Origin of the sequence: Dokdonella ginsengisoli (genome assembly GCF_042652785.1) — a bacterium.
GTDB lineage: Bacteria > Pseudomonadota > Gammaproteobacteria > Xanthomonadales > Rhodanobacteraceae > Dokdonella_A > Dokdonella_A ginsengisoli.
In genome coordinates, this window is sequence record NZ_JBHSHD010000008.1 from 349,421 (window position 1) to 370,220 (window position 20,800).

The following is a 20,800-nucleotide window of genomic DNA, read 5'->3' on the forward strand; positions in this document are numbered from 1 at the left end:
GCCTTGCGCGGCACTGCCTGGAAGCGGCGTCGCTCAGGGTTCCTGCAGCGCCGCCGCGCCGCTGACGACGGCGGCGAGATCGTACTTGGCCTTGCGGTCGAACAGGCGCGAGTAGTCGGCGTAGGCCTGGCCCTGGTCGAAGGTGATGCGGCCGGCAGCCAGGCGCACGCTGCGCAGGCACAGCTCCTGCCGCTTCGTGCCGACCTCCAGGACCGAGAACAGCAGCATGCCGCGGCGGCCGAGCTTGGCCGCGTAGCAGTCGAGGCGGTGCGCCTCGTCGCCCTCGTAGGCCAGTTCCTCGACCCAGGTCGCACTGTCGCGGCCGACGTCGAACGAGGGCACCTCGACGTAGCGCACGAGACGGAAATCCGGCTCGCCCTCGCCCTGCCGTTCCGACAGCCGGGCCAGCGCGTCCTGCGCGTCGACGAACATCTGGTCGCGCGTGCGGGCGGCGAAGCCGTTCTCGCGCACGTAGCCGTCGCCGAGCCATTCGATCTCGACGAACCAGGCGTCGTCGGCGCCGAGCTCGACGCTCTCGTGCACCAGCCATCCGACACTCGACGGATTGAGGCCGCCGCCGACTTCCTCGTACAGCGCCTGCAGGCTGTCGCGGTCGATGAAGCGGAAATGCGCCGGCACCTCCAGCGCGGCCGCCGCCGGCGCGATCTCGACGCGCCCGCCGCGCGGCTGCAGCTTGGCCAGCGCGATCGACAGGCGCAGCTTGTCGTCGAGCGCGTCGCCGCCGCGCGTCCGGGCCGGCGTCGGCGACGTCGCGCCTTCGACCGCCGCGGTGGCGTCGGCGTAGCGCTGCAGCTCCTGCAGGTCGCGTGCGAACAAGGCCCACGACACGCCGAACAGCGCGATCGCCGCGATCAGCGGCACGCGCACGCCGAGGTCCTTGTCGTTCCAGTAGCGCACCAGCACGTACAGGCCGATCGGCGACAGCAGCAGCATGCCGATCGCCAGCCCCTTGCTCGCCTGCCAGACGCGCGTGACGGCGAACAGGTAGATCAGCCCGCCCAGGGAGAGCAGCAGCAGCGACGTCATCGGGAACCTCGAAACGCGGTGCCGGCCGTGCAGCGCAGTCCGCACGCGGCAGCGATCGCCGCGACGGATCCGCAGCGGCGGGGACGAAGGATCGGCGCCGGTCGGCGCGAGGCGGTTCGGCGCGAGATCATCGGGCGTCTAGCGCAGGTCGACGCGCAGGACCTGGTTGCGCGTCAGCGTGTAGGTCGCGTTGCCGCCGGGCCGCTTCACGCGCAAGGTCACCTGCCGCGCGTCGGCCGACCCGACCACGCCGCGATGCACGCGCTCGCCGGCCGTGGTGATCGCCACGCGCCGGCCGATGTTGTGCGCGAGTTCGGCGAACGGCATGCCGGCCTCGCGTGCCGGCGCTGCCAGCCACTCGTCGTGCGGAGTCGGCGGCGGCGCGACGACCGAGGCGACCACCGGCACCGCGGCCGGTGCCTGCGGCTCGGCCGGAACCGCCGGCGGCGGCGGCGCGGCCGGCTTGCCGGCCAGCCCGGCGCGCTCGGCGCGGATCAGCGCCTCGATGCGTGCCTCGTCTTCTTCCAGCGTCGCCGCACCCGCGGCCGCGGCGACCAGCGCCAGCGCGAGAGCCGTCACGATCCGTCCGCCCATCTGACACCCCCTGCACCCCGAAATGCGTCGGCCCGCGCATCGGGAGTCCGATGTGCGGGCCGCACAATCAAAGCACAAATCGAAAGGGCATTTCGATACCGCGATCACTGCGCGACGAGAGCACGTCGCGCGGTGACCTTCACGACGTCACTGGAACGGCGTGCAGGGCGAATCGAAGCCGTCGGCGTGGATCAGCGAACCGACGTTGCGCAGCGCGAACGTGACCGGCGGCAGGCCGTCGGCGCCGACCAGTTCGGCGATCACCTCGTAGTCGCCCTCGATCTCGTTGGCGATCGCCTGCACGCGCGCCTTGCCGTCCGGCGCGGTCACCACGGTCAGCGACGTGCCGGTGTGGGTGCCGTCGGACAGGGTCGACGACGCGCCCGTGGCCGGCGCCTCGAAGCGCACCTGCAGGCCGCTATAGGGCGAGCCGTCCGGTCGCGCCACCGCCACTTCGAGCGCGCAGCGGAAGGCGCTGTTGACCTCGCCCGTCTGCCGGCCGCCGCCGCCCTGGTCGATCGTGGTGCCGCCCGGCAGGGTGTTGGTCAGGTCGAACTCGATCGGCTCGGCGACGCCGGCAAGACTGGCCGTGGCCACGTAGCTGCCCGGCAGTGCGTTGGCCATCGCGGTGACCGAGACCAAGCCGTTCGCATCGGTCGTCGCCTCGCTCGCCGACAAGGTCGCGGACGCCCCCGCCGACGGCGTCGCGAACGTCACCGCGGCGCCCTCGACCGGATTGCCGAACTCGTCGCTGACCTTGGCCACCAGCGGTTCGGCGAACATCGTCGCCACGTCGGTGCTCTGCGCATCCTGCGGGCCGACCGCGTCGATCGCCACCGGCTCCGCGGCGGTGTTGATCAGCGAGAACGTCGCCGGCGTGTCGACGCCGGTCACGCTGACGCTGATCGTGTAGCCGCCGGACACCGTGTTCGCGGTCGCCGTGGCCGAGGCGACGCCGTTCGCTCCGGTCAGCACGGTGCTGGCCGACAGGACGGCGCCGGCGCCGCTGGCGGGCGCGTCGAACTGCACGGCCACGTTCGGTACCGGGTCGCCGTCGGCGTCGGTCACCTTGACCGTCAGCGGCTGCGGGAACGGCTGACCGACCGTTGCGCTCTGCGTCGCGCCGTCGACGGCGACGACGGAGCCGGCCACCGGATTGATCGCGCCGGCATCCAGCCAGACGTGCGTGTACGTCGCCGCGGCGAGCAGGCTGGCGGTGAGCAGGCCCGACGGCGTGCCGAGCAGCTGGACGTCGATGTTGCCGTCGACCGGCGCGATCACGTCGTGGCGCAGCGTCACCTCGTATTCGTTGACGCCGATGGTGCCGAGCGTGATCAGCTGCGGCGGGGCGGTCTTGGTCGAGGCCAGGGTGGTGCCGTTGGCGCGCAGCGCGAGGCCGACGTTGCCGCTGCCGAGCACGCCCAGATCGAGCACGCCGGCGACGCTGACGCGTGCGCGGATCGTGTAGCGCTTGCCGACCTCGTAGCCGACCGGCAGGGTCTGGCTGAAGAAGCCGCCGTTGTTGATCAGGCCGAGCACGTTGATGCCGAGCAGGCCACCGATCGTGGCGCCCTCGCCCTGGGCGATGGACAGTTCCGGCGGCGCCAGCAGGCCGAGTGCACCGTAGTAGGAGCCGGTCCACGGGCCGCTGCTGCCGATCGCGACGTCGCTGCCGCTGCCGCCGATCAGGCCGCCGCCGATCGTGCCGACGTTGGTGGCGGAGGAGAAATCGCCGTTCGGGATCGGCACGTCCACGGCTCCGGCCGGAGCGGCGGCGAGCAGGCAGGCGCCGGCGAGTGCGGCGGCGACGAACGCAGGAAGACCACGCCGGCTCGTACGGTTCGGACGCGCGCGCTGCGGAAGAAAGGAATGCGGAAGATCGGTTTTCATGGTTCGCCTCTCGTTGCGTGTGCAAGCGGAGACGAAGGGAATCGGGAGGGGCTGCGCAGACGGGTCGCGGAGCGCTCTCGATCGGCATCCGCAACAGGCCAGAAAGCACGGCGCCGTGCGCGCCGCCTCGCGTCTTGCCTCGTACGGACGCCCCCCTTCGTCGCCGACGATGCGGGCAGCTTAGGCTGCGGCGGAGGCGGCGGAGACCTGCACGTTCTTACAGGTCCACAAGGGGATTTTTTCACTTCGCATCGACACGCCGCCGTGTTGAATCACCGGTCACGCGCGCCGTCGCGCGCGGTTGCGTCACGGCGACGCGGCGGAGAGTTCGCGCACGAGCAGCGCGCCGAGCGCGTCGTAGTCGCCGTCGTAGTGATGGCCGCCGGGAAGGCTCGCCGCGCGCATCGCCGGCTGCGCCTTGCGGCAGGGGCTGTCGTCCTCGTCGGCGCCGTGCACGCACAGCAGGGGCACCTTCGACGCCGCGATCTCCGGCGCGATCGGCAGCGCCTCGTCGTGGTGCGTCGATCCGAACCAGTCGCCGACGTGGATCTCGAACACGGCTTCGTCGTCCGGCGAGATCATCGCGCCGCCGCGCACGCGCCGGCGCAGCTCGTCGGGCAGGCGGTTGAGCACGACCGGCACCAGGCTCGCGCCGAACGAGTAGCCGATCAGCAGGAAGCGCGCCTGCGCATCGCTCTTGCCGTAGTGCGCGATGACCCGCGCCAGCGCCTGCGCGGTCGCTTCGGGCGTGCGCTTCTGCCAGAAGAACTTCAGCGTCGAGAAGCCGACCACGCGCATGCCCTTCGCGGCGAGGGCGTCGGCGACGCCGCGGTCGAGCCCGGCCCAGCCGCCGTCGCCGGTCAGCATGACGGCGACGTCGACCGGTCCCGCGGCCGGCGCGGTCGGTTCGATCTCGATCAGCGGCAGGTCGGCCACGTCGTCGGGCAGCGCTCCCGAGGCCGCGCCCGCCTGCATGCGTGCGTAGGCGCGCGCGAGTCCGGCCTGCGCAGCCGGTTCGGCCAGCACCGGCCACAGCTGGCCGACGAAGCGCCAGGCCGATGCGAGCGCCGTGCCGATGCCGTCGACGCGCGCGCCGCGCGCGAACGGCTGCGGCCGCCACGGCAGCGGAAACTTCGCCACCGGCTCGACGCGGAAGCCGTCGCCGTCGGCGACCGTCATCGCGCCGGCGTCGCCGGCACACAAGACCTTGGAAAAACGCAGCGAGGCATCCCAGCCGAGCGTGATCAGTCCCTCGAAGGTGCCGGCCGGCGCCTGCGCGGTCATCGCGTAGGCGAACGTCGCGCCGGTGCCGTCGCCGACCACCAGCGGCACGGCGTACTCGGACAGTCCCTCGTGGCGCTCGATCCAGTGCGCGACCTCCTCGAAGTGCGCCGACGGATACGAGCACTTGTCCGAGGCGATCGCCTGCATGCGTTTCAGGTACGCCGGCAGGTCGATGCCGACCACCAGCACGCCCTGCCGCGCGAGCGCGTCGGCCAGTCCGTCCTGCCGCGCGCTCCAGCCGTCGCGATCGGACACCAGCAGCGCGGTGTGCGCGATCGCGCCCGGCGGCCGGCTCAGGTGCAGCGGACCGAACAGGCCGTAGTCGAGTGTGGAGGGCTGGGGGCTGAGTGTGGAGGGCTGAGGGCTCAGGGCTGAGGGCTGGATAGCGGGGGCTGTGCCGGCCGGACCGGAATTGCCTTCCGCCGCCGCGAGCGCTCCATCCAGCCCTCGGCCCTCGGCCCTCAGCCCTGGCACCAGCGCCAGCGCCAGTAGCGCAGCGACGATCCGGCCGCGCCGGCTCATCCGGCCGCCGCCATCAGCGTTTCGATGGCGTCCGCGTCCTTCGGCACGTCGGCCGACATCACCTCCGGTTCGCCCCGGGTGACGACGACGTCGTCCTCGATGCGGATGCCGATGCCGCGGAACTTCGCCGGCACGCCCTTCGCGTCGGGCGCGACGTACAGGCCCGGCTCGACGGTGACCACCATGCCCGGTTCGAGCACGCGGAACTCGCCGTCGACGCGGTAGTCGCCGACGTCGTGCACGTCCAGGCCGAGCCAGTGCCCGGTCTTGTGCATGTAGAACTTGCGGTAGGAATGCTCGCGCAGGTTCCGCTCCAGCGTGCCGCCGAGCAGGCCGAGCCGGAGCAGCCCGCGCGTGATCGTGCGCACCGCCGCTTCGTGGTAGGCGTCGAACGGCCGGCCGGCGCGCACTTCGTCGATCGCCGCGAGTTGCGCGGCGAGCACGACGTCGTACAGCGCCCGCTGCTCCGCGCCGAAGCGCCCGTTGACCGGGAACGTGCGCGTGATGTCGGAGGCGTAGCACTGGTATTCGGCGCCGGCGTCGATCAGCAGCAGGTCGCCGCCGCGCAGCGGCGCGTCGTTCGCGCGGTAGTGCAGCACGCAGGCATTGGCGCCGCCGCCGACGATCGGCTCGTAGCTCGGCACCGCGCCCTGCTTGCGGAACGCGTGCAGCAGCTCGGCCTCGACCTCGTGCTCGTTCATGCCCGGCCGCGTCGCCTGCATCGCGCGCACGTGCGCGGCCGCGGCGATCTTCGCCGAACGCCGCATTAGGGCCAGTTCCGCGCGCGACTTGTACAGGCGCAGGTCGTGCAGCAGGTGCGACAGCGCGACGAACTCGTGCGGCGGCTTGGCGCCCTGGCGCACCAGCGCGCGCACGCGATTGACCCAGCCGATCAGCTTCAGGTCGAACTCGGTGTCGCGGCCGAAGTGGTAGTAGACGCGCCGGCGTCCCTCGATCAGGCCGGGCAGGATGTCGTCGATGTCGTCGATCGGAAACGCGTCGTCGAAACCGTAGCGCGACACCGCGCCTTCGGTGCCGGCGCGCGGGCCGTCCCAGCGCTCGCGCTCGCGGTCGCGCTCGCGGCAGAACAGGATCGCCTCGCCGTGCGCGCGGCCGGGCACCAGCGCGAGCACCGCCTCGGGCTCGCCGAAGCCGGTGAGGTAGTGGAAGTCGCTGTCCTGGCGGTACGGATAGTGCGCGTCGTTGTTGCGCACGCGCTCGGGCGCGGCGGCGACGATCGCGATCGCGTCCGCGCCGGCCATGCGCATCAGCTGGCGGCGGCGGCGCTTGTATTCCTTCTGCTCGATCATCGATCCGACGGTTCCCGGTTCAATGCAGGGCGCGCGCTCGGGCGCGCTGGCTCAGCTCGCGGTGCAGCATGGCGGCACCGGCGCGGACGAACACCAGCACCTCGTCGAGCGCGCGCTCGTCGTCGCGCGCATCGGCGTACTGGAGGCTGGACGCGGCGATCATGCCCAGGTCGGCGAGGATCTCGCGCGCGTCGGCGGACAGGTCCGTCCGCGACGTCGCGCCGGACAGGCCGACGCCGCCGAGGAAGCCGCGGCACCATTCGATCAGCGCGTCGGCGCGGCGCGGCAGTCCGGCCGCGGTGGCCGGCAGCAGCGGATCGACGCTGGCCGGCTGCTCGGCGAACTGCGCGCGGCATTCGCGGTAGAGCCGCTCGAGCGTGCGGTTGCGCGCGAGCTCGGGTTCGTCGAAGCCCAGCTGCAGCGCTTCGGTCCAGTCGTCGCTGCCGGCTTCGCCGCCGGCGCAGAGGTAGCCGCTGAGCGAGCCGTGCAGGTCGCTGGCGTCGACGCCCAGGCGCAAGGCGCGCAGCGCGTCGGTCAATTCGGCGTGGGTCAGGCTGGTCGGATCCATCGGATCGGCGGTCGTCGTCGCGGTCAGTGTAACCGCACGCGTGGCGTCGCCGCCCGCGTTTGCCTACACTCCGGACACTCGCAACCTGAAATACCCGCGCATGAGGGGCTCGTCGCCGCCATCCCGTCGCTCGCTCCGGTGTTGGCGCTGGCTGGCGTTCGCCTTCGTCGCGCTGCCGGCCCTGGCCGGCGGTGAAGCGCTGCGGCGCGAGTTCTATTTCCAGACCCTGGCCACCGAGGACGGGCTGGTCCAGAACACCGTGACCGCGGTGCTGCAGGACCGCACCGGATTCCTGTGGATCGGCACGATCGGCGGCCTGCAGCGTTACGACGGCTACGCGCTGGAGACCTTCGAGCATTCCGGCGACGATCCCGACGGCCCGCCCGAGGACAGCATCACCGCGCTGGCCGAGGACGCCGGCGGCAACCTGTGGGTTGGAACGCACGGCGACCTGATCCGCCGCGACGCCGCCGACGGACACTTCCATCGCGTCGCGATCACCCGCACGCAGGAGCTGCCGCCCGGCTGGTCGAACGTGCGCGCGCTGCAGGTCGACGCGCAAGGTCTGTGGATCGCCGGCGATGCCGCGCTGCTGCTGGTCGAGCCGGACAGCGCACGCCTGTTGCGCGCCTGGCGGCTCGAAGCCGGCGGCAAGCCTTCGCTGCCGCGCCGGATGCGGCGCACCGACGACGGCAACCTCTGGCTCGCCACCTCGACCGGCCTGCTGCGGCTGGCGCCGCAGGCGCAGGCGCCCGAAGCGGTCGCCACGTCGATCGAAGCGGCCAGCGACCTTCTGGTCGACCACGCGCACGACCTGCTCGCGGCGACGCCGCGCGGCGTCTACCGGATCGCCGCCGACGGCAGCGGTGCCGAACGCATCTGGCCGGAACAGGGCGAACGGCCGGTCACCTCCCTGATCGAGGACGCACGCGGCCGCCTGTGGCTGGCAGTGCCGCACGAAGGCATCGCGCTGTTCGATCCGGCCTCCGGCCACACGCAGTGGCTGTCCGCGCGCGACGGCCTCGCCGGCGGCCTGCCCGACGCGGTGATCACCGGCCTCACCGTGGACCGCTCCGGCCTGGTCTGGATCGGCACCGTGGAGCGCGGCCTGACCCGCACCGATCCGGCCGGCACCGCGTTCCAGCACGTCCTGGACCGCTCGCCGGGACGCAAGCCGACCGCCTCCAATTACGTGCGCGCCCTGTATCCGGATTCGGACGGCGGCCTTTGGCTCGGCACCGGCGATGAAGGACTCAAGCGCTACGACGTCGCCGCGAACCGCTTCGACGACTACGGCGACCTGCTCGCCGCGCGCGCCGCGGACGGCGGCCGCCCGGCCGTCGTGCTCGCCTTCGCCGACGCCGGCGGCGGACGACTGTGGGTCGGCACCGACGTCGGCGTGGCGCTGTTCGATCCGGCGCGCCGCACGCTCGATTTCCTGCCGTCCGATCCGTCCGGTGCGGCGGGCGTTCCGAAGACGGCCGTGCGCAGCCTGCTGCGGGCGCGCGACGGCCGGCTGTGGATCGGCACGCTCGGCGGCGGCCTGCTGCGCTACGACCCGGCCGACGGCACGTGGCAGACGTACCGCGAGACCGGCGCCGCCCGCGCCGGCGGCGGACTGGGCAGCGACCGCGTGCTGGCGCTGCACGAACAGCGCGACGGCCGCCTCTGGGTCGGCACCACCGCCGGGCTGAACCTGCTCGATCCAGCCTCGCGCGAGGTGCGCCTGTTCCGCAACGAACCCGGCGACGCGCACTCGCTGGCCGGCAACCTGGTCCGCTCGATCCACGAGAGCGCCGACGGCGTGCTCTGGATCGGCACGCAGTCGGGCCTCAACCGCCTCGACGCGCTCGACGCGCAGACGGCGCGCTTCACGCGCTGGCTGACGCGCGACGGCCTGCCGAACCGCTCGGTCTACGCGATCGGCAGCGATGCGATGGGCCGGCTGTGGCTGAGCACCAACCGCGGCATCGCCTCGTTCGACCGGCCGAGCGGCACGTTCCGCACGTTCACGCTGGCCGACGGCCTGCAGGACATGGAATTCAACGGCGGCGCAGTCGCCGCGCTGCCCGACGGCCGCCTCGCCTTCGGCGGCGTCAACGGCTTCAACCTGTTCCTGCCGCAGACGATTTCCGGCAGCCGTTACGCCGCGCCGGTGGTCTTCACCAGCGTGCGCACCGGCAGCGCCGCGCCGCAGGCGCCGCGGCCGGGTACGCCGATCCGCATGGCGGTGTCCGATCGCGTCGTGCACATCGAGTTCGCGGCGCTCGATTTCACTGCCCCGGAGCGCAACCGCTTCGCCTACCGGCTGGAGGGCTTCGACGAGCGCTGGATCGACGCCGGCACGCGCCACGAGACGACCTACACCAATCTCGACGCCGGCACCTATCGCTTCAAGGTGCGCGCCAGCAACCACGACGGCTACTGGAACGAGCAGGCGGCCACGCTCGAACTGCGCGTGGCGCCGCCGTGGTGGCAGAGCCTCCCGGCGAAGACGTTCTATCTGCTCGCCACGATGCTGGCGGCGCTGCTCGGCTGGCACGCGTGGCGGCGCGGGCGCGTCGAGCAGGAGCGCTACCACCAGGGACTGCGCGAACGCGAGGACCGCCTGCGCCTGGCGCTGTGGGGCTCGGGCGACGCGTTCTGGGACTGGGACATCCCGCGCGGACTGTTCACGGTGACCGGCTCGGCCAATCCGCTCGAGCGCGGGCCGAAGGACTCGCGCGTCTACGCCTACGAGTGGTTCCGCGCGAACATCCACCCCGACGACCTGCCGGCGGTCGAACGCCGGCTCGAGGACCACATCAACCGCAAGACCGACACGCTCGAGTCCGAGCACCGCCAGCGCAATCCCCACGGCGACTGGGTCTGGGTGATCGCCCGCGGCAAGATCGTCGAGCGCGACGAGGACGGCCAGCCGACGCGCATGTGCGGCACCGCGCGCGACATCACCGCCACGCGCGCGGCCGAGCGCCAGCGGCGCATCGCCGAGGAAGTCATCCGCAGCATGGCCGAGGCCGTCGCGGTGACCGATCCGCAGTTCCTCTTCGTCAACGTGAACCCGGCGTTCACGCGGATCACCGGCTGGCGCGAGGAAGAAGTGGCCGGGCAGCCGACCGCCCTGCTGAACTGCTCGCAGCATTCCGCCGAGCACTACGCCGCGATGCGCGAAGCGGTCGTGCGCGCCGGCCACTGGCGCGGCGAACTGTGGCAGCGACGCAAGGACGGCGACGAGTTCCTCAGTTGGATCGAGATCGCCGAGGTGCGCGACGCCGGCGGCCAGCGCACGCACTTCGTCAGCGTGATCTCCGACATCACCGACCGCAAGCGCGCCGAACAGGAGCTGCGCTACCTGGCCAACTACGACGCGTTGACCGGCCTGCCGAACCGCACCCTGCTCAGCGAGCGCATCGGGCACGCGATCGTCCGCGCACGCCGCGCCGGGCGCAGGATCGGCGTGCTGTTCCTCGACCTCGACCGCTTCAAGCACGTCAACGATTCGATGGGGCACGCCGCCGGCGACCGCATGCTGAAGGCGGCCGGAAACCGGCTGCGCCAGGTCGTGCGCGAGGGCGATTCGGTGGCGCGCATCGGCGGCGACGAATTCACGGTGGTGATCGAGGACATCCTCAGCAGCGCCGAGGCCGAGCGCGTGGCCGAGAAGATCATCGCCGCCTTCGAGCAGCCGCTGGAACTGGACAGCGGGCAGGAAGTGGTGATCTCGCCGTCGATCGGCGTCAGCCTGTACCCCGACCACGGCCAGGTGCCCAGCGACCTGCTCAAGTTCGCCGACACGGCGATGTACCAGGCCAAGGAACGCGGCCGCAAGACGTACATGGTCTACACCGAGGCGATGGACGCGGCCGCGCGCCTGCGCGCGACGATGGTCGCCGCGCTCGGCAAGGCGCTCGAGCGCGACGAGCTGTCGCTGGTCTACCAGCCCAAGCTGTCCCTGCTCGACGAGCGCGTCACCGGCGTCGAGGCGCTGCTGCGCTGGCGCAGCAGCGAGCTCGGCGACGTCTCGCCCGGCGTGTTCATTCCGCTCGCCGAGGAGACCGGGCTGATCCTCGAGATCGGCGACTGGGTCGTTGCGCAGGCCTGCGCGCAGCTCGCGCGCTGGCGCGAGGTCGGCGTCGGCGACATCACGATGTCGGTCAACGTCTCGGTCGCGCAGCTGCTGCGCGGTGACCTGATCCAGCGCCTGTGCGACGTGCTCGCCGAGCACGACATCGCGCCGAACCAGCTCGAACTGGAACTGACCGAGAGCATGGTCATGGCCAACGCCGAGCAGTCGATCACCACGCTGCGCCGGCTCAAGGCCATCGGCCTGACCCTGGCCATCGACGACTTCGGCACCGGCTATTCCTCTCTGAGCTATCTCAAGCGCCTGCCGATCGACGCGCTGAAGATCGACAAGGAGTTCGTCGGCGACATCACCACCGATCCCGACGACGAGGCGATCACCGCGACGGTAATCGCGATGGCGCATTCGCTCGGTCTGAACGTCGTGGCGGAAGGCGTGGAGATCGCCGAGCAGGTCGAATACCTGCGCGAACAGGACTGCGACGAAGTGCAGGGCCACTGGCTGGCGCCGCCGCTGCCGCCGCAGCAGTGCCTGAACTTCCTGATCGACCGCGCGCAGCGGCGCCGCGTGGCCCTCGGCCAGGCCTGAGACCCGCCCGGAAAGCCCGTCCCGGCCGTTTCCGCGCGCCCTGCGGAGCGTCTCACGCAGCGACGAATCCCGATGCTATATTCGCCGCATGTCCGCGCACCTGGAAAGCCTGCTGACACTGGGGGACCGAGTCGATCGGCTGCTCGACCTGTGCCGCACGCTGCAGGAGGAAAACCGCAGCCTGCGCCACAGCCAGGAGCAGCTCAGTCTCGAGCGCGCCCAGCTGATCGCCCGCAACGAGCAGGCGCGGGCACGCGTCGAGGCGATGATCGTGCGCCTCAAGTCGCTGGAACACAATCACGCATGATCCGCCACGCAGGGCCATCGCGATGAGCGCCAGCCAACCGGTCTCGGTCAGCATCCTCGATCGCGAATTCCTGATCGCCTGCACGCCGGAAGAACGCGAGGGCCTGCTCGCCGCGGCGCGCTATCTCGACGGCAAGATGCGCGAGATGCGCAACAACGCGCGCACGGCCACGCTCGATCGCATCGCGATCCTCGCCGCGCTGAACATCAGCCACGAGCTGCTCGGCGCGCGCCAGCGCGAATCGTCCGAGTCCGCGCAATTGGCGGAGAAGTTGCAAGCCCTGCACGCGAAGCTTGAACGCGCGCTGCCCGGCTCCATACAATAGCCGCGGGTGTCCTCTGCGGTGCCCGGCAGCGCACTCTTACATATTGCCTTGTTCCTATAGACGACCCCGGGACGGCGAAGCGAAGACCCGTGTGCATGTCCGCTCTCGAGCGGAAAGCCTTAAGGTCACGCAAGCCCTCCCACCTGATCCCAGGGATCAAGGTCGTTCGATGCGCACCGGCTCAGGCGGAGGACATCTTTTTTTGCGTTCGTCCTTGAACGCTACTTCGATGTTTGCGAATCGCGCTCTGGCGGGTTCCCGGCTTCGGAGCGTCCAGAGCGGCCATCCATGGCCGCACTTTTCATGGATTTCTGCGATCGTCCTTGATCGCTGCTGCGAAAGCCTTGTGCATTCGTGCAGCGCGATTCTTCGTATGATCCACCAGCGGCCATCCATGGCCGCACTTCTCAACAGATAGCTGCCCTCGATGAATGTCGTCGCGAGTTGGTCTGACGGCAGAAGATCGAGGTCGAACGCATGACCGATCCCTCCCCTTCTCCAGCGTCTGCCGATCCGCGCGCCGCGTTGCGCAAGGAACTGCGATCGCAGCGCGAGGCGTTGTCGGCGAGCGAGCGCATTGCAGCGGCGAACGGGCTGGTCGCGCAGCTGGAGCGGATTCCCGAGTTCCTCACCGACCGGCGCGTCGCCGGCTACTGGGCGATCGGCGGCGAGCTGCCGCTGCTCGGGGTGATGCCGGGGCTGCGTGCGCGCGACCAGATCTACCATCTGCCCGTCGCCGGTGCGGATCGGCGCCTGCGCTTCGCGCCGTGGCGACCTGGCGTGGAGATCGTGCCCAATCGCTACGGCATCCCCGAACCGGTCGCGGTCGAAGCCGACCTGCTGTCGCCATCGCAGATCGATGTCGTGCTGCTGCCCCTGCTCGGTTTCGATCGGCGCGGCCATCGGCTCGGTTTCGGCGGCGGCTACTACGACCGCAGCTTCGAATTCCTGCGCGAGCGCAGCGACGTCGGCAAGCCGGTGCTGGTCGGTGTCGGCTACGCGATGCAGGAGGTCGAGGCGATCGACGCGATGCCGTGGGACGTGAGCCTGGACTACGTCGCGACCGAACGTGAACTGGTCGACCTGACGCCGCCGCTGGCGTGATCGCGACGAGGTCCGGCTGCTAAAGTCCGCTTCCCGGCGGCTATCGCGGCGGACCCATGCATTACTGGCTGATGAAATCCGAGCCCGACGCGTTCTCGATCGACGATCTGGCGCGCGCGAAGACCGAACCCTGGACGGGCGTGCGCAACTACCAGGCGCGCAACTTCATGCGCGACGGCATGCACGTCGGCGACGGCGTGCTGTTCTACCACTCCAGCTGCCCCGAGCCCGGCGTCGTCGGCATCGCCGAGGTCGCGTCCGACGCCTATCCGGACCCGACCCAGTTCGACCGCAAGAGTGACTATTACGACGAGAAGAGCACGCCGGAGAATCCGCGCTGGATGCTGGTCGACGTCGCCTTCAAGCGCAAGCTCGGCCGCACGATCGGCCTCGACGAACTCAAGCAGCAGGCCAGGCTCGAAGGCTTCGCCCTGCTCCAGCGCGGCAACCGCCTGTCGGTGCTGCCGGTGACCAAGGCGCAGTGGAGCCACATCCTCGCGCTCGAATGAGCCGCGCGCACCGCTGCACCGCCCTTGCGGCCTGGTGCCGGCGATCCGATACCGTTTCCCAGACCATCATCCGAGGAAGATCCGATGTCGAAGGACGAGGAAAAACGCCTGGCCGGCCGTGCCGCGATGCGCTACGTCGAGGACGGCATGGTCGTCGGTGTCGGCACCGGCTCGACCGTCGCCCATTTCATCGACGCGCTGGCCGAACGCAAGCATCTCATCGAGGGCGCGGTGTCCAGCTCCGAGCAGTCGACGCGACTGCTGAAGGAACGCGGCGTACCGGTGCTCGATCTCAACTCGACCGGCGACATTCCCCTCTACGTCGACGGCGCCGACGAATGTGACGCGCAGCGTTGCCTGATCAAGGGCGGCGGCGGCGCGCTGACGCGCGAGAAGATCATCGCCGCGGCGGCGAAGACGTTCGTCTGCATCATCGACGCCGCCAAGCGCGTCGACGCGCTCGGCCGCTTCCCGCTGCCGGTCGAGGTCGTGCCGATGGCGCGCAGCTACGTCGCGCGGGAAATCGTCAAGCGCGGCGGCAATCCGGTCTGGCGCGACGGCGTCGTCACCGACAACGGCTGCTGGATCCTCGACGTGCACGGCTGGCGCATCGAACGGCCGGCCGAGATGGAGCGCGAACTGAACCAGATCGCCGGCGTCGTCACTGTCGGGCTGTTCGCGCAGCGTCCGGCCGACATCGTGCTGATCGGTTCCGAGGAAATGCGCTGATCCGTTCCGTCGCGGACCGGCCTCTGTCCGTTTCGGCGTCGAATCTGCGTTCCTGAAAGTATTGCCCCGTTGCAGTCTGCCCCAGGGAACCGCCGCATGAACAATTTTCTGCCGTGCCTCGCGCCGTACCGGCGCCGACGACTGGCTGCTGCACTGGCCGGCCTCTCGTTCACGGCGGCGGCCGCGCCGGCAGCCGTGGCCGCCGACCAGCCCTGGGCGCGACTGCGCAGCGAACCGGTGTGGCCGCTGTTCGGCTCATTGTCCGAACCGGGTCGCCGCCCGGTACCGGCCACGCCGAGCGCGGCCACGCGTATCGTCACCAACTGCAGCGACGACGGCCCGGGCTCGCTGCGCGCCACGATCGTCGCAGCCGGCGAGTCGGACACGGTCGATCTCAGCCAGCTGCGGTGCGGCCGCATCACGCTCGAAACCGGTGCGATCCCGATCGAGGTCGACAATCTCACGCTGAGGGGCGACGGTCCGGCGCGTACGATCATCGACGGCGGCGACCGCGACCGTCTGTTCATCCACTACGGATTCGGCACGCTGACGCTGGAGCAGCTGACGGTCAGCGGCGGCTACTACCGTGCCACCGGTCACGACGTGGCCTTCGGCGGCTGCATCGCCGCACGCAGCTATCTGAGCCTGGATCATGCCGTGGTGCGCGACTGCCGTGCGGTCGGCGTCGGCTCCTACGGTGGCGGCACGTTCTCGTACGCCCTGCTGATGAAGAACAGCACGATCAGCGGCAATCTCGCCGCCGGTCGGCTCGATCAGGCGACCACCGCCGCGTTCGGCGGCGGCGCCTACGCCTACGTCGTCTCCATCGCCGACAGCACGATCACCGGCAATCGCGCCGACTATCAGACCACCCCGCCGTTCGACCCTTACGGAATCGGCGGCGGCCTGATGGCGATCATCGGCGGCACCATCTACAACTCGACCATCGACTCGAATTTCAGTCAAGGTCGCGGTGGCGGTGTCGCCTCCTTCGTCAATCTCGTCGTATCCAACAGCACGATTTCGAGTAACCAAGCCCAAGCCGAATTGGGAGGCGGCCTATTCATGCGCTGGCCCTCGACGCTGCAGCTGGACAACAGCACGATCGCCTTCAATCACGCCGGCCTCGACGCTGGCGGCGTCTGGATCAATGCGCCGGGCTCCTATTTCCGCAGCAGCATCGTCTTCGGCAACGTGGTCGACGGCCAGACGAACGGCGATACCGGACACGACATCGGCAACGGGGCGAACCCCTCCTCGCCGGCCATGGCGACGACGATCGAGGGCGCTAACAGCCTGATCGGAAGCCATGGTGCCCTGCTGACCCTGCCCCCCGATACGCTCGACACCGATCCGCAGCTCGGCCCGCTGGCCTCGAACGGCGGCGTGACGCGCACGCACGCCTTGCACCCCGACAGCCCCGCCGTCGACGCCGGCAGCAATCCCGGCGGACTCGCCTCCGACCAGCGCGGAGGTCCGTTCGCGCGCATCTACGGCGCAGCCGCCGACATCGGCGCCTACGAATGGCAGCCGGCCGTGGCCGCTCCGCCCAAGCCGGTGCCGGCTTTTTCCGCCTGGGCCGCCGCAATGCTGACCGCCCTGCTCGGCCTCGCCGCCGGCAGCCGCAGGGGCCGACGGCGACACTGACGCGCCGCTACACGTTCGCGCAGCGATTCCCGCAAAAAGCAAAAGCCCGCCGAGAGGCGGGCTTTCGTTTTTCTTTCCGGGCGCTCGGCAATCGATGCGCCGGACCATGTTTGGCAGCCCCGGATGGATTCGAACCACCGAATGCCTGAGTCAGAGTCAGGTGCCTTACCGCTTGGCGACGGGGCTGTGGCTGACAGTTTAGCGCTTGGAGTACTGCGTGGCGCGACGCGCCTTGTGCAGACCGACCTTCTTGCGCTCGACCTCGCGCGCGTCACGGGTCATGAACCCGGCACGGCGCAGCGGCGACTTGAGGGTCTCGTCGTACTCGACCAGCGCACGCGCGATACCGAGGCGGATCGCACCGGCCTGGCCGGTCATGCCACCACCCTCGACCGTGACCAGCACGTCGAACTTGTCCTGGTTCTGGGTCAGCTCGAGCGGCTGGCGCACGATCATGCGCGAGGTCTCGCGACCGAAGAACTCGTCCAGCGGCTTGCCGTTGACGACGATGCTGCCGCTGCCCTTGCGCAGGAACACGCGCGCAGCGGAGGACTTGCGACGACCCGTACCGTAGTTCTGTTGAATGGCCATGTGCTTGATCTGCTTGATGATGGAAAGTCCGTGCGGGATCGCCCGGGCTCTCTTACGCGTCGATGTTCAGGACTTGCGGCTGCTGCGCCGCATGCGGATGGTTGGCGCCGGCGTAGACCTTGAGCTTGCGGTACATCGCGCGACCGAGCGGATTCTTCGGCAGCATGCCCTTGACGCCGATCTCGATGACACGCTCGGGATGCTTGGCCAGCATGTCCTTCAGCGAGGTCGTCTTGAGGTTGCCGATGTGGCCGGTGAAACGATGGTAGTTCTTGTCGTCGAGCTTCTTGCCGGTGACCGCGACCTTTTCGGCGTTGATCACGACGAGGTAGTCGCCGGTGTCCACGTGCGGCGTATAGACCGTCTTGTGCTTGCCGCGCAGGCGGTGCGCGAGTTCGGTGCACAGGCGGCCGAGCGTCTTGTCGGTGGCGTCGACGACGTACCAATCACGCTTGACGGTTTCAGCATTGGCGCTGATCGTTTTCATATCCGGAAGACTCTGGTTCGGCCCCTGCGCAAGCGGGCCCGGCGAAATGAGGGCGCGGGAGAATAGCGGAAGAGTGCCGGTCTGGCAACCCCGCGCACCCGTCCGGTGAAGCAGGCGATGCTAGCATGAAACCCATGCCCGGCGCTCCCACGCTTCCCTCCGCCCTCGACTCGCGCCTGCTCGCCCTGACCGACCAGTGCGTGATGTGCGGCCTGTGCCTGCCGCATTGCCCGACCTACCGGGTCGAGGCGACCGAGGCCGAATCGCCGCGCGGCCGCATCGCCCTGGCGCGCGGCCTGGCCCTGGGCACGCTGGACCCCGGCCCGCTCGCCTTGGCCCATCTCGACCACTGCCTGGGCTGCCTGTCGTGCCAGAAGGTCTGCCCCTCGCAGGTGCAATACGACCGGATTCTCGTCGACACCCGCGCCGCCCTGCGCGACCGGCGGCCGGCGCCCGGCCGGATCCGGCGCTGGCTGCAGGATCCGCGTCTCGCGACCCGGCTCGCCCGCCTCGGCGCCGCGCTGCGCACGGACCGCTGGCTTCCGCGGCTGGCGCGGCTGCTTCCGAAGGCATCGCCGCTGCGGCGGCTGGCGCAGGCGCAGCCGGCCCCGCCGCCGCGCCCGAGGCTCGGTTCCGCACGTCCCGGGCCGGCGACTCGCGGTCGCGTCGCGCTGTTCCGCGGCTGCGTCGCCAGCGTCCACGACCGCGATACGTTCGCCGCTGCGCACGTCCTGCTCGAAGCGCTGGGCTACGAGGTCGTGGCGACCTCCTCCGACGCCTGCTGCGGCGCGCTGCAGCGCCACGCCGGCGACCTCGAAGGCGCGGCCGCGCAGGCGGCGGCATTGCGTGTGGAGCTGCAGCGCAGCGGCGCCGAGGTCGTGCTGGTCAGCGCCAGCGGCTGCTACGCCGACCTGCGCGATCAGGTCCTGGGCGAGGCGGGGCCGATGCCTGTACGCGACATCCACGCCTTCCTCGCCGCCGACGCCGGCTTCGCGGCCCTGCGCTTCCGCCCGCTGGCCGCGCGCGCCGCGCTGCACCTGCCGTGCAGCCAGGTCAACGTCGTCGGCGAGACCGCGGCGATCCGCGCCGTGCTGGCGCGGATCCCGGACCTCGCCGTGTTGCCGCTGCCGGAACAGCCGCGCTGCTGCGGCGCCGCGGGCAGCTATTTCCTCGAATTTCCGGACATCGCCGACCGCCTGCGCGAGGAAAAGCTCGATCAGGCCGCCGCGCTGCGTCCGGACCTCATCCTGACCACCAACATCGGCTGCCGCATGCATCTGGGCATCGGCCTGCGCGAACGCGCCGCACCGACCCGGGTACGGCATCCGCTGGTGCTGCTGGCCGAACAGCTGGACAATCAGGCGTCATGACCTCACGCCTCCTGTCCCCGCTCGACCGCGTCCTCATCGAAGTCGAGCGCGCCCTGGAAACCATCTTCGTCGCCACTCCCGCGGCGTCCCAGCCGTCCCCGGCCGGCGATACGCCGGACGGCGAACTGGACGACGCGGCACGGCGCCACGCCGCCGGCCTGATGCGCGTGAACCACGTTGGCGAGGTCTGCGCGCAGGCGCTGTACTTCGGCCAGGCCGCCGTCGCGCGCGAGGATTCGATGCGCGTGCAGATGCTCGCCGCGGCGGCCGAGGAAACCGACCATCTGGCCTGGTGCGGCGAGCGCCTGGAAGAACTCGACAGCCGGCCGAGCTTGCTCAACCCGCTGTGGTACGCCGGCGCCTACGCGATCGGCGCGGTGGCCGGCCTGGTCGGCGACCGCCTCAGCCTGGGCTTCGTCGTCGAGACCGAGCGGCAGGTCGAGGCGCACCTGGGCGAACACCTGGAAACCCTGCCGCCGGGCGACGAGCGCAGCCGCGCGATCGTGCGGCGCATGAAGGACGACGAGGCGCGGCATGCGGACAACGCGCTCGCCGCCGGCGCCCGCCTCCTGCCGCAACCGATTCCGACGCTGATGCGTTTCGCGTCCAATGTCATGAAGACGGTGGCGTATCGCGTGTAAGGGCTGAGGGCTGAGGGCTGAGGGCTGGAGAAGCGAAGCATGCACGTTGCGGCTTTCAGCCTTCAGCCCTGCGCCCTCGGCCCTCGCGTCACATCAGATTGCGCCCGTGGAACAGCTCCTCGATCTCGCGCTTGAGCAGCTGCTCGATGCGCTGGCGCTCCTTGAACGACAGGTCGTCGGCCTGCGCCTCGAACAGGTAGGTGTCGAGGTCGAAGTCCTTCACGTGCATCTTCGTGTGGAAGATGTTTTCCTGATAGACGTTGACGTCGAACATCTCGTACTTCTGGCGGATGTGCTTGGCCAGATAGTCCTGGATCGAGTTGATCTTGTGGTCGATGTAGTGCTTGCGCCCCTTCACGTCGCGCGTGAAGCCGCGCACGCGGTAGTCCATCGTGACGATGTCCGATTCGAAGCTGTCGATCAGATAGTTCAGCGCGCGCAGCGGCGAGATCACGCCGCAGGTGGCCACGTCGATGTCGGCGCGGAACGTGGCGATGCCGTTGTGCGGGTGCGTCTCCGGATAGGTGTGCACCGTGATGTGGCTCTTGTCCAGGTGCGCGACCACCGCGTCGGAGATCATGTCCTTGCCGAGCTTGTCCACGATCGGATGCTCGGAGATCAGGATCGTCACCGAGGCGCCCTGCGGATCGTAGTCCTGGCGCGCGATGTTGAGGATGTTCGCGCCGATGATCTCGGCCACGTCGGACAGGATCTGGGTCAGGCGATCGGCGTCGTACTGCTCGTCGATGTATTCGATGTAGCGCTGGCGCTGCTCCTCCGACACTGCGTAACAGATGTCGTAGATGTTGAAGCTGAGCGCCTTCGTGAGATTGTTGAAACCCTGCAGCTGCAGGCGCGGAATGGGCTTGACCACGGCGGTTTACCTGAAGGACGGGCGGCGGCTCGGAGGGCGCGGATTATGGGCCAAGCGGCCGCGCGAAGAAACCGATGCTGGCGGCGCTTGCTTTCAGTTTCCTTACAGCGGCCGCGGCGGCCGGCGGGGAAATGTGTCTGCGTGCACACAACGTCGATTGATTCGCCCCCCGAGGTGCGACGCGTCCGCGAATATGCAATAAGATGCAGGGACGTCCACTCACGCCGGGCCTCGCAAACGTCGGGACTTCCCGCGTTCCGGAGTGACGCGGTGCAGATCGCGGAGGGGCGCTAAGGGGACATTGGTGGAAGCACAGGGCAAGATCGCTG

18 protein-coding genes, 1 tRNA gene and 1 other RNA gene are annotated in these 20,800 nt (G+C 70.0%); 10 read left to right on the plus strand and 10 right to left on the minus strand.

From position 1 onward, the window contains the following. Positions 1 to 33: 33 nt before the first annotated feature. From ACFO6Q_RS11830 to ACFO6Q_RS11855, 6 genes are all read right to left on the minus strand, one after another. Complete coding sequence (locus tag ACFO6Q_RS11830) at positions 34 to 1,047, minus strand: DUF2167 domain-containing protein (protein ID WP_380021250.1); 1,014 nt, start codon at positions 1,045 to 1,047, stop codon at positions 34 to 36. A 138-nt stretch (positions 1,048 to 1,185) separates the two neighbouring features. Further along, positions 1,186 to 1,641, minus strand: coding sequence for an LSm family protein (locus ACFO6Q_RS11835; protein WP_380021252.1), 456 nt, complete (start codon positions 1,639 to 1,641; stop codon positions 1,186 to 1,188). A 147-nt stretch (positions 1,642 to 1,788) separates the two neighbouring features. Further along, a complete protein-coding gene (locus ACFO6Q_RS11840) occupies positions 1,789 to 3,531 on the minus strand; it encodes an Ig-like domain-containing protein (protein WP_380021254.1) in 1,743 nt (580 codons plus the stop codon). Positions 3,532 to 3,837: 306 nt separating this feature from the next. Next, complete coding sequence (locus ACFO6Q_RS11845) at positions 3,838 to 5,337, minus strand: AcvB/VirJ family lysyl-phosphatidylglycerol hydrolase (RefSeq protein ID WP_380021256.1); 1,500 nt, start codon at positions 5,335 to 5,337, stop codon at positions 3,838 to 3,840. Further along, a complete protein-coding gene (pepP, locus tag ACFO6Q_RS11850; protein WP_380021258.1) occupies positions 5,334 to 6,647 on the minus strand; it encodes a Xaa-Pro aminopeptidase in 1,314 nt (437 codons plus the stop codon). The genes ACFO6Q_RS11845 and pepP overlap by 4 nt, the downstream gene beginning before the upstream one ends. 19 nt (positions 6,648 to 6,666) lie before the next feature. Further along, a complete protein-coding gene (locus ACFO6Q_RS11855) occupies positions 6,667 to 7,215 on the minus strand; it encodes a UPF0149 family protein (protein ID WP_380021260.1) in 549 nt (182 codons plus the stop codon). Between the two features lie 100 nt (positions 7,216 to 7,315). Between ACFO6Q_RS11855 and ACFO6Q_RS11860 the strand changes: the two genes are divergently transcribed. The 8 genes from ACFO6Q_RS11860 to ACFO6Q_RS11895 all read left to right on the plus strand — a co-directional run bounded on the left by ACFO6Q_RS11860 (position 7,316) and on the right by ACFO6Q_RS11895 (position 16,508). After that, entirely contained in the window at positions 7,316 to 11,887 is a 4,572-nt protein-coding gene (locus tag ACFO6Q_RS11860; RefSeq protein WP_380021262.1) for an EAL domain-containing protein, read from the plus strand. A gap of 88 nt (positions 11,888 to 11,975) precedes the next feature. Further along, positions 11,976 to 12,194 (plus strand): TIGR02449 family protein, encoded by a 219-nt coding sequence (locus ACFO6Q_RS11865; protein ID WP_380021264.1) that lies wholly within the window; start codon positions 11,976 to 11,978, stop codon positions 12,192 to 12,194. 22 nt (positions 12,195 to 12,216) lie between these two features. Next, positions 12,217 to 12,519: a cell division protein ZapA gene (locus ACFO6Q_RS11870; RefSeq protein WP_380021266.1), complete on the plus strand. Its 303-nt coding sequence runs from the start codon at positions 12,217 to 12,219 to the stop codon at positions 12,517 to 12,519. 7 nt (positions 12,520 to 12,526) lie between these two features. After that, positions 12,527 to 12,715: non-coding RNA, 6S RNA (gene ssrS, locus ACFO6Q_RS11875), on the plus strand. 281 nt (positions 12,716 to 12,996) lie between these two features. Then, a complete protein-coding gene (locus ACFO6Q_RS11880) occupies positions 12,997 to 13,623 on the plus strand; it encodes a 5-formyltetrahydrofolate cyclo-ligase (RefSeq protein ID WP_380021268.1) in 627 nt (208 codons plus the stop codon). A 56-nt stretch (positions 13,624 to 13,679) separates the two neighbouring features. Continuing rightward, positions 13,680 to 14,132, plus strand: coding sequence for an EVE domain-containing protein (locus ACFO6Q_RS11885; protein WP_380021270.1), 453 nt, complete (start codon positions 13,680 to 13,682; stop codon positions 14,130 to 14,132). A gap of 84 nt (positions 14,133 to 14,216) precedes the next feature. Beyond that, positions 14,217 to 14,861, plus strand: coding sequence for a ribose-5-phosphate isomerase RpiA (gene rpiA / locus ACFO6Q_RS11890; RefSeq protein WP_380021272.1), 645 nt, complete (start codon positions 14,217 to 14,219; stop codon positions 14,859 to 14,861). Between the two features lie 96 nt (positions 14,862 to 14,957). Continuing rightward, positions 14,958 to 16,508: a choice-of-anchor Q domain-containing protein gene (locus ACFO6Q_RS11895; protein WP_380021273.1), complete on the plus strand. Its 1,551-nt coding sequence runs from the start codon at positions 14,958 to 14,960 to the stop codon at positions 16,506 to 16,508. A 111-nt stretch (positions 16,509 to 16,619) separates the two neighbouring features. On the opposite strand, the gene ACFO6Q_RS11900 is transcribed toward ACFO6Q_RS11895, so the two are convergent. From ACFO6Q_RS11900 to rplM, 3 genes are all read right to left on the minus strand, one after another. Beyond that, positions 16,620 to 16,694 (minus strand) — tRNA-Gln (locus ACFO6Q_RS11900). Between the two features lie 12 nt (positions 16,695 to 16,706). Then, entirely contained in the window at positions 16,707 to 17,099 is a 393-nt protein-coding gene (gene rpsI / locus ACFO6Q_RS11905; RefSeq protein ID WP_380021275.1) for a 30S ribosomal protein S9, read from the minus strand. 52 nt (positions 17,100 to 17,151) lie between these two features. Beyond that, positions 17,152 to 17,586, minus strand: a complete 435-nt coding sequence (gene rplM, locus ACFO6Q_RS11910; RefSeq protein WP_380021277.1) for a 50S ribosomal protein L13 — start codon at positions 17,584 to 17,586, stop codon at positions 17,152 to 17,154. Between the two features lie 125 nt (positions 17,587 to 17,711). Between rplM and ACFO6Q_RS11915 the strand changes: the two genes are divergently transcribed. Together ACFO6Q_RS11915 and coq7 are read left to right on the plus strand one after the other, a co-directional pair. Beyond that, a complete protein-coding gene (locus tag ACFO6Q_RS11915) occupies positions 17,712 to 18,956 on the plus strand; it encodes a (Fe-S)-binding protein (protein WP_380021279.1) in 1,245 nt (414 codons plus the stop codon). After that, entirely contained in the window at positions 18,953 to 19,597 is a 645-nt protein-coding gene (gene coq7, locus ACFO6Q_RS11920) for a 2-polyprenyl-3-methyl-6-methoxy-1,4-benzoquinone monooxygenase (RefSeq protein WP_380021281.1), read from the plus strand. The genes ACFO6Q_RS11915 and coq7 overlap by 4 nt, the downstream gene beginning before the upstream one ends. Positions 19,598 to 19,685: 88 nt before the next feature. Here coq7 and speD read toward each other — a convergent pair whose 3' ends face one another. Next, positions 19,686 to 20,471 carry an adenosylmethionine decarboxylase gene (speD, locus tag ACFO6Q_RS11925; RefSeq protein WP_380021283.1) on the minus strand — a complete coding sequence of 262 codons (786 nt, stop codon included), beginning with the start codon at positions 20,469 to 20,471 and terminating at the stop codon, positions 19,686 to 19,688. Between the last annotated feature and the right edge of the window lie 329 nt (positions 20,472 to 20,800).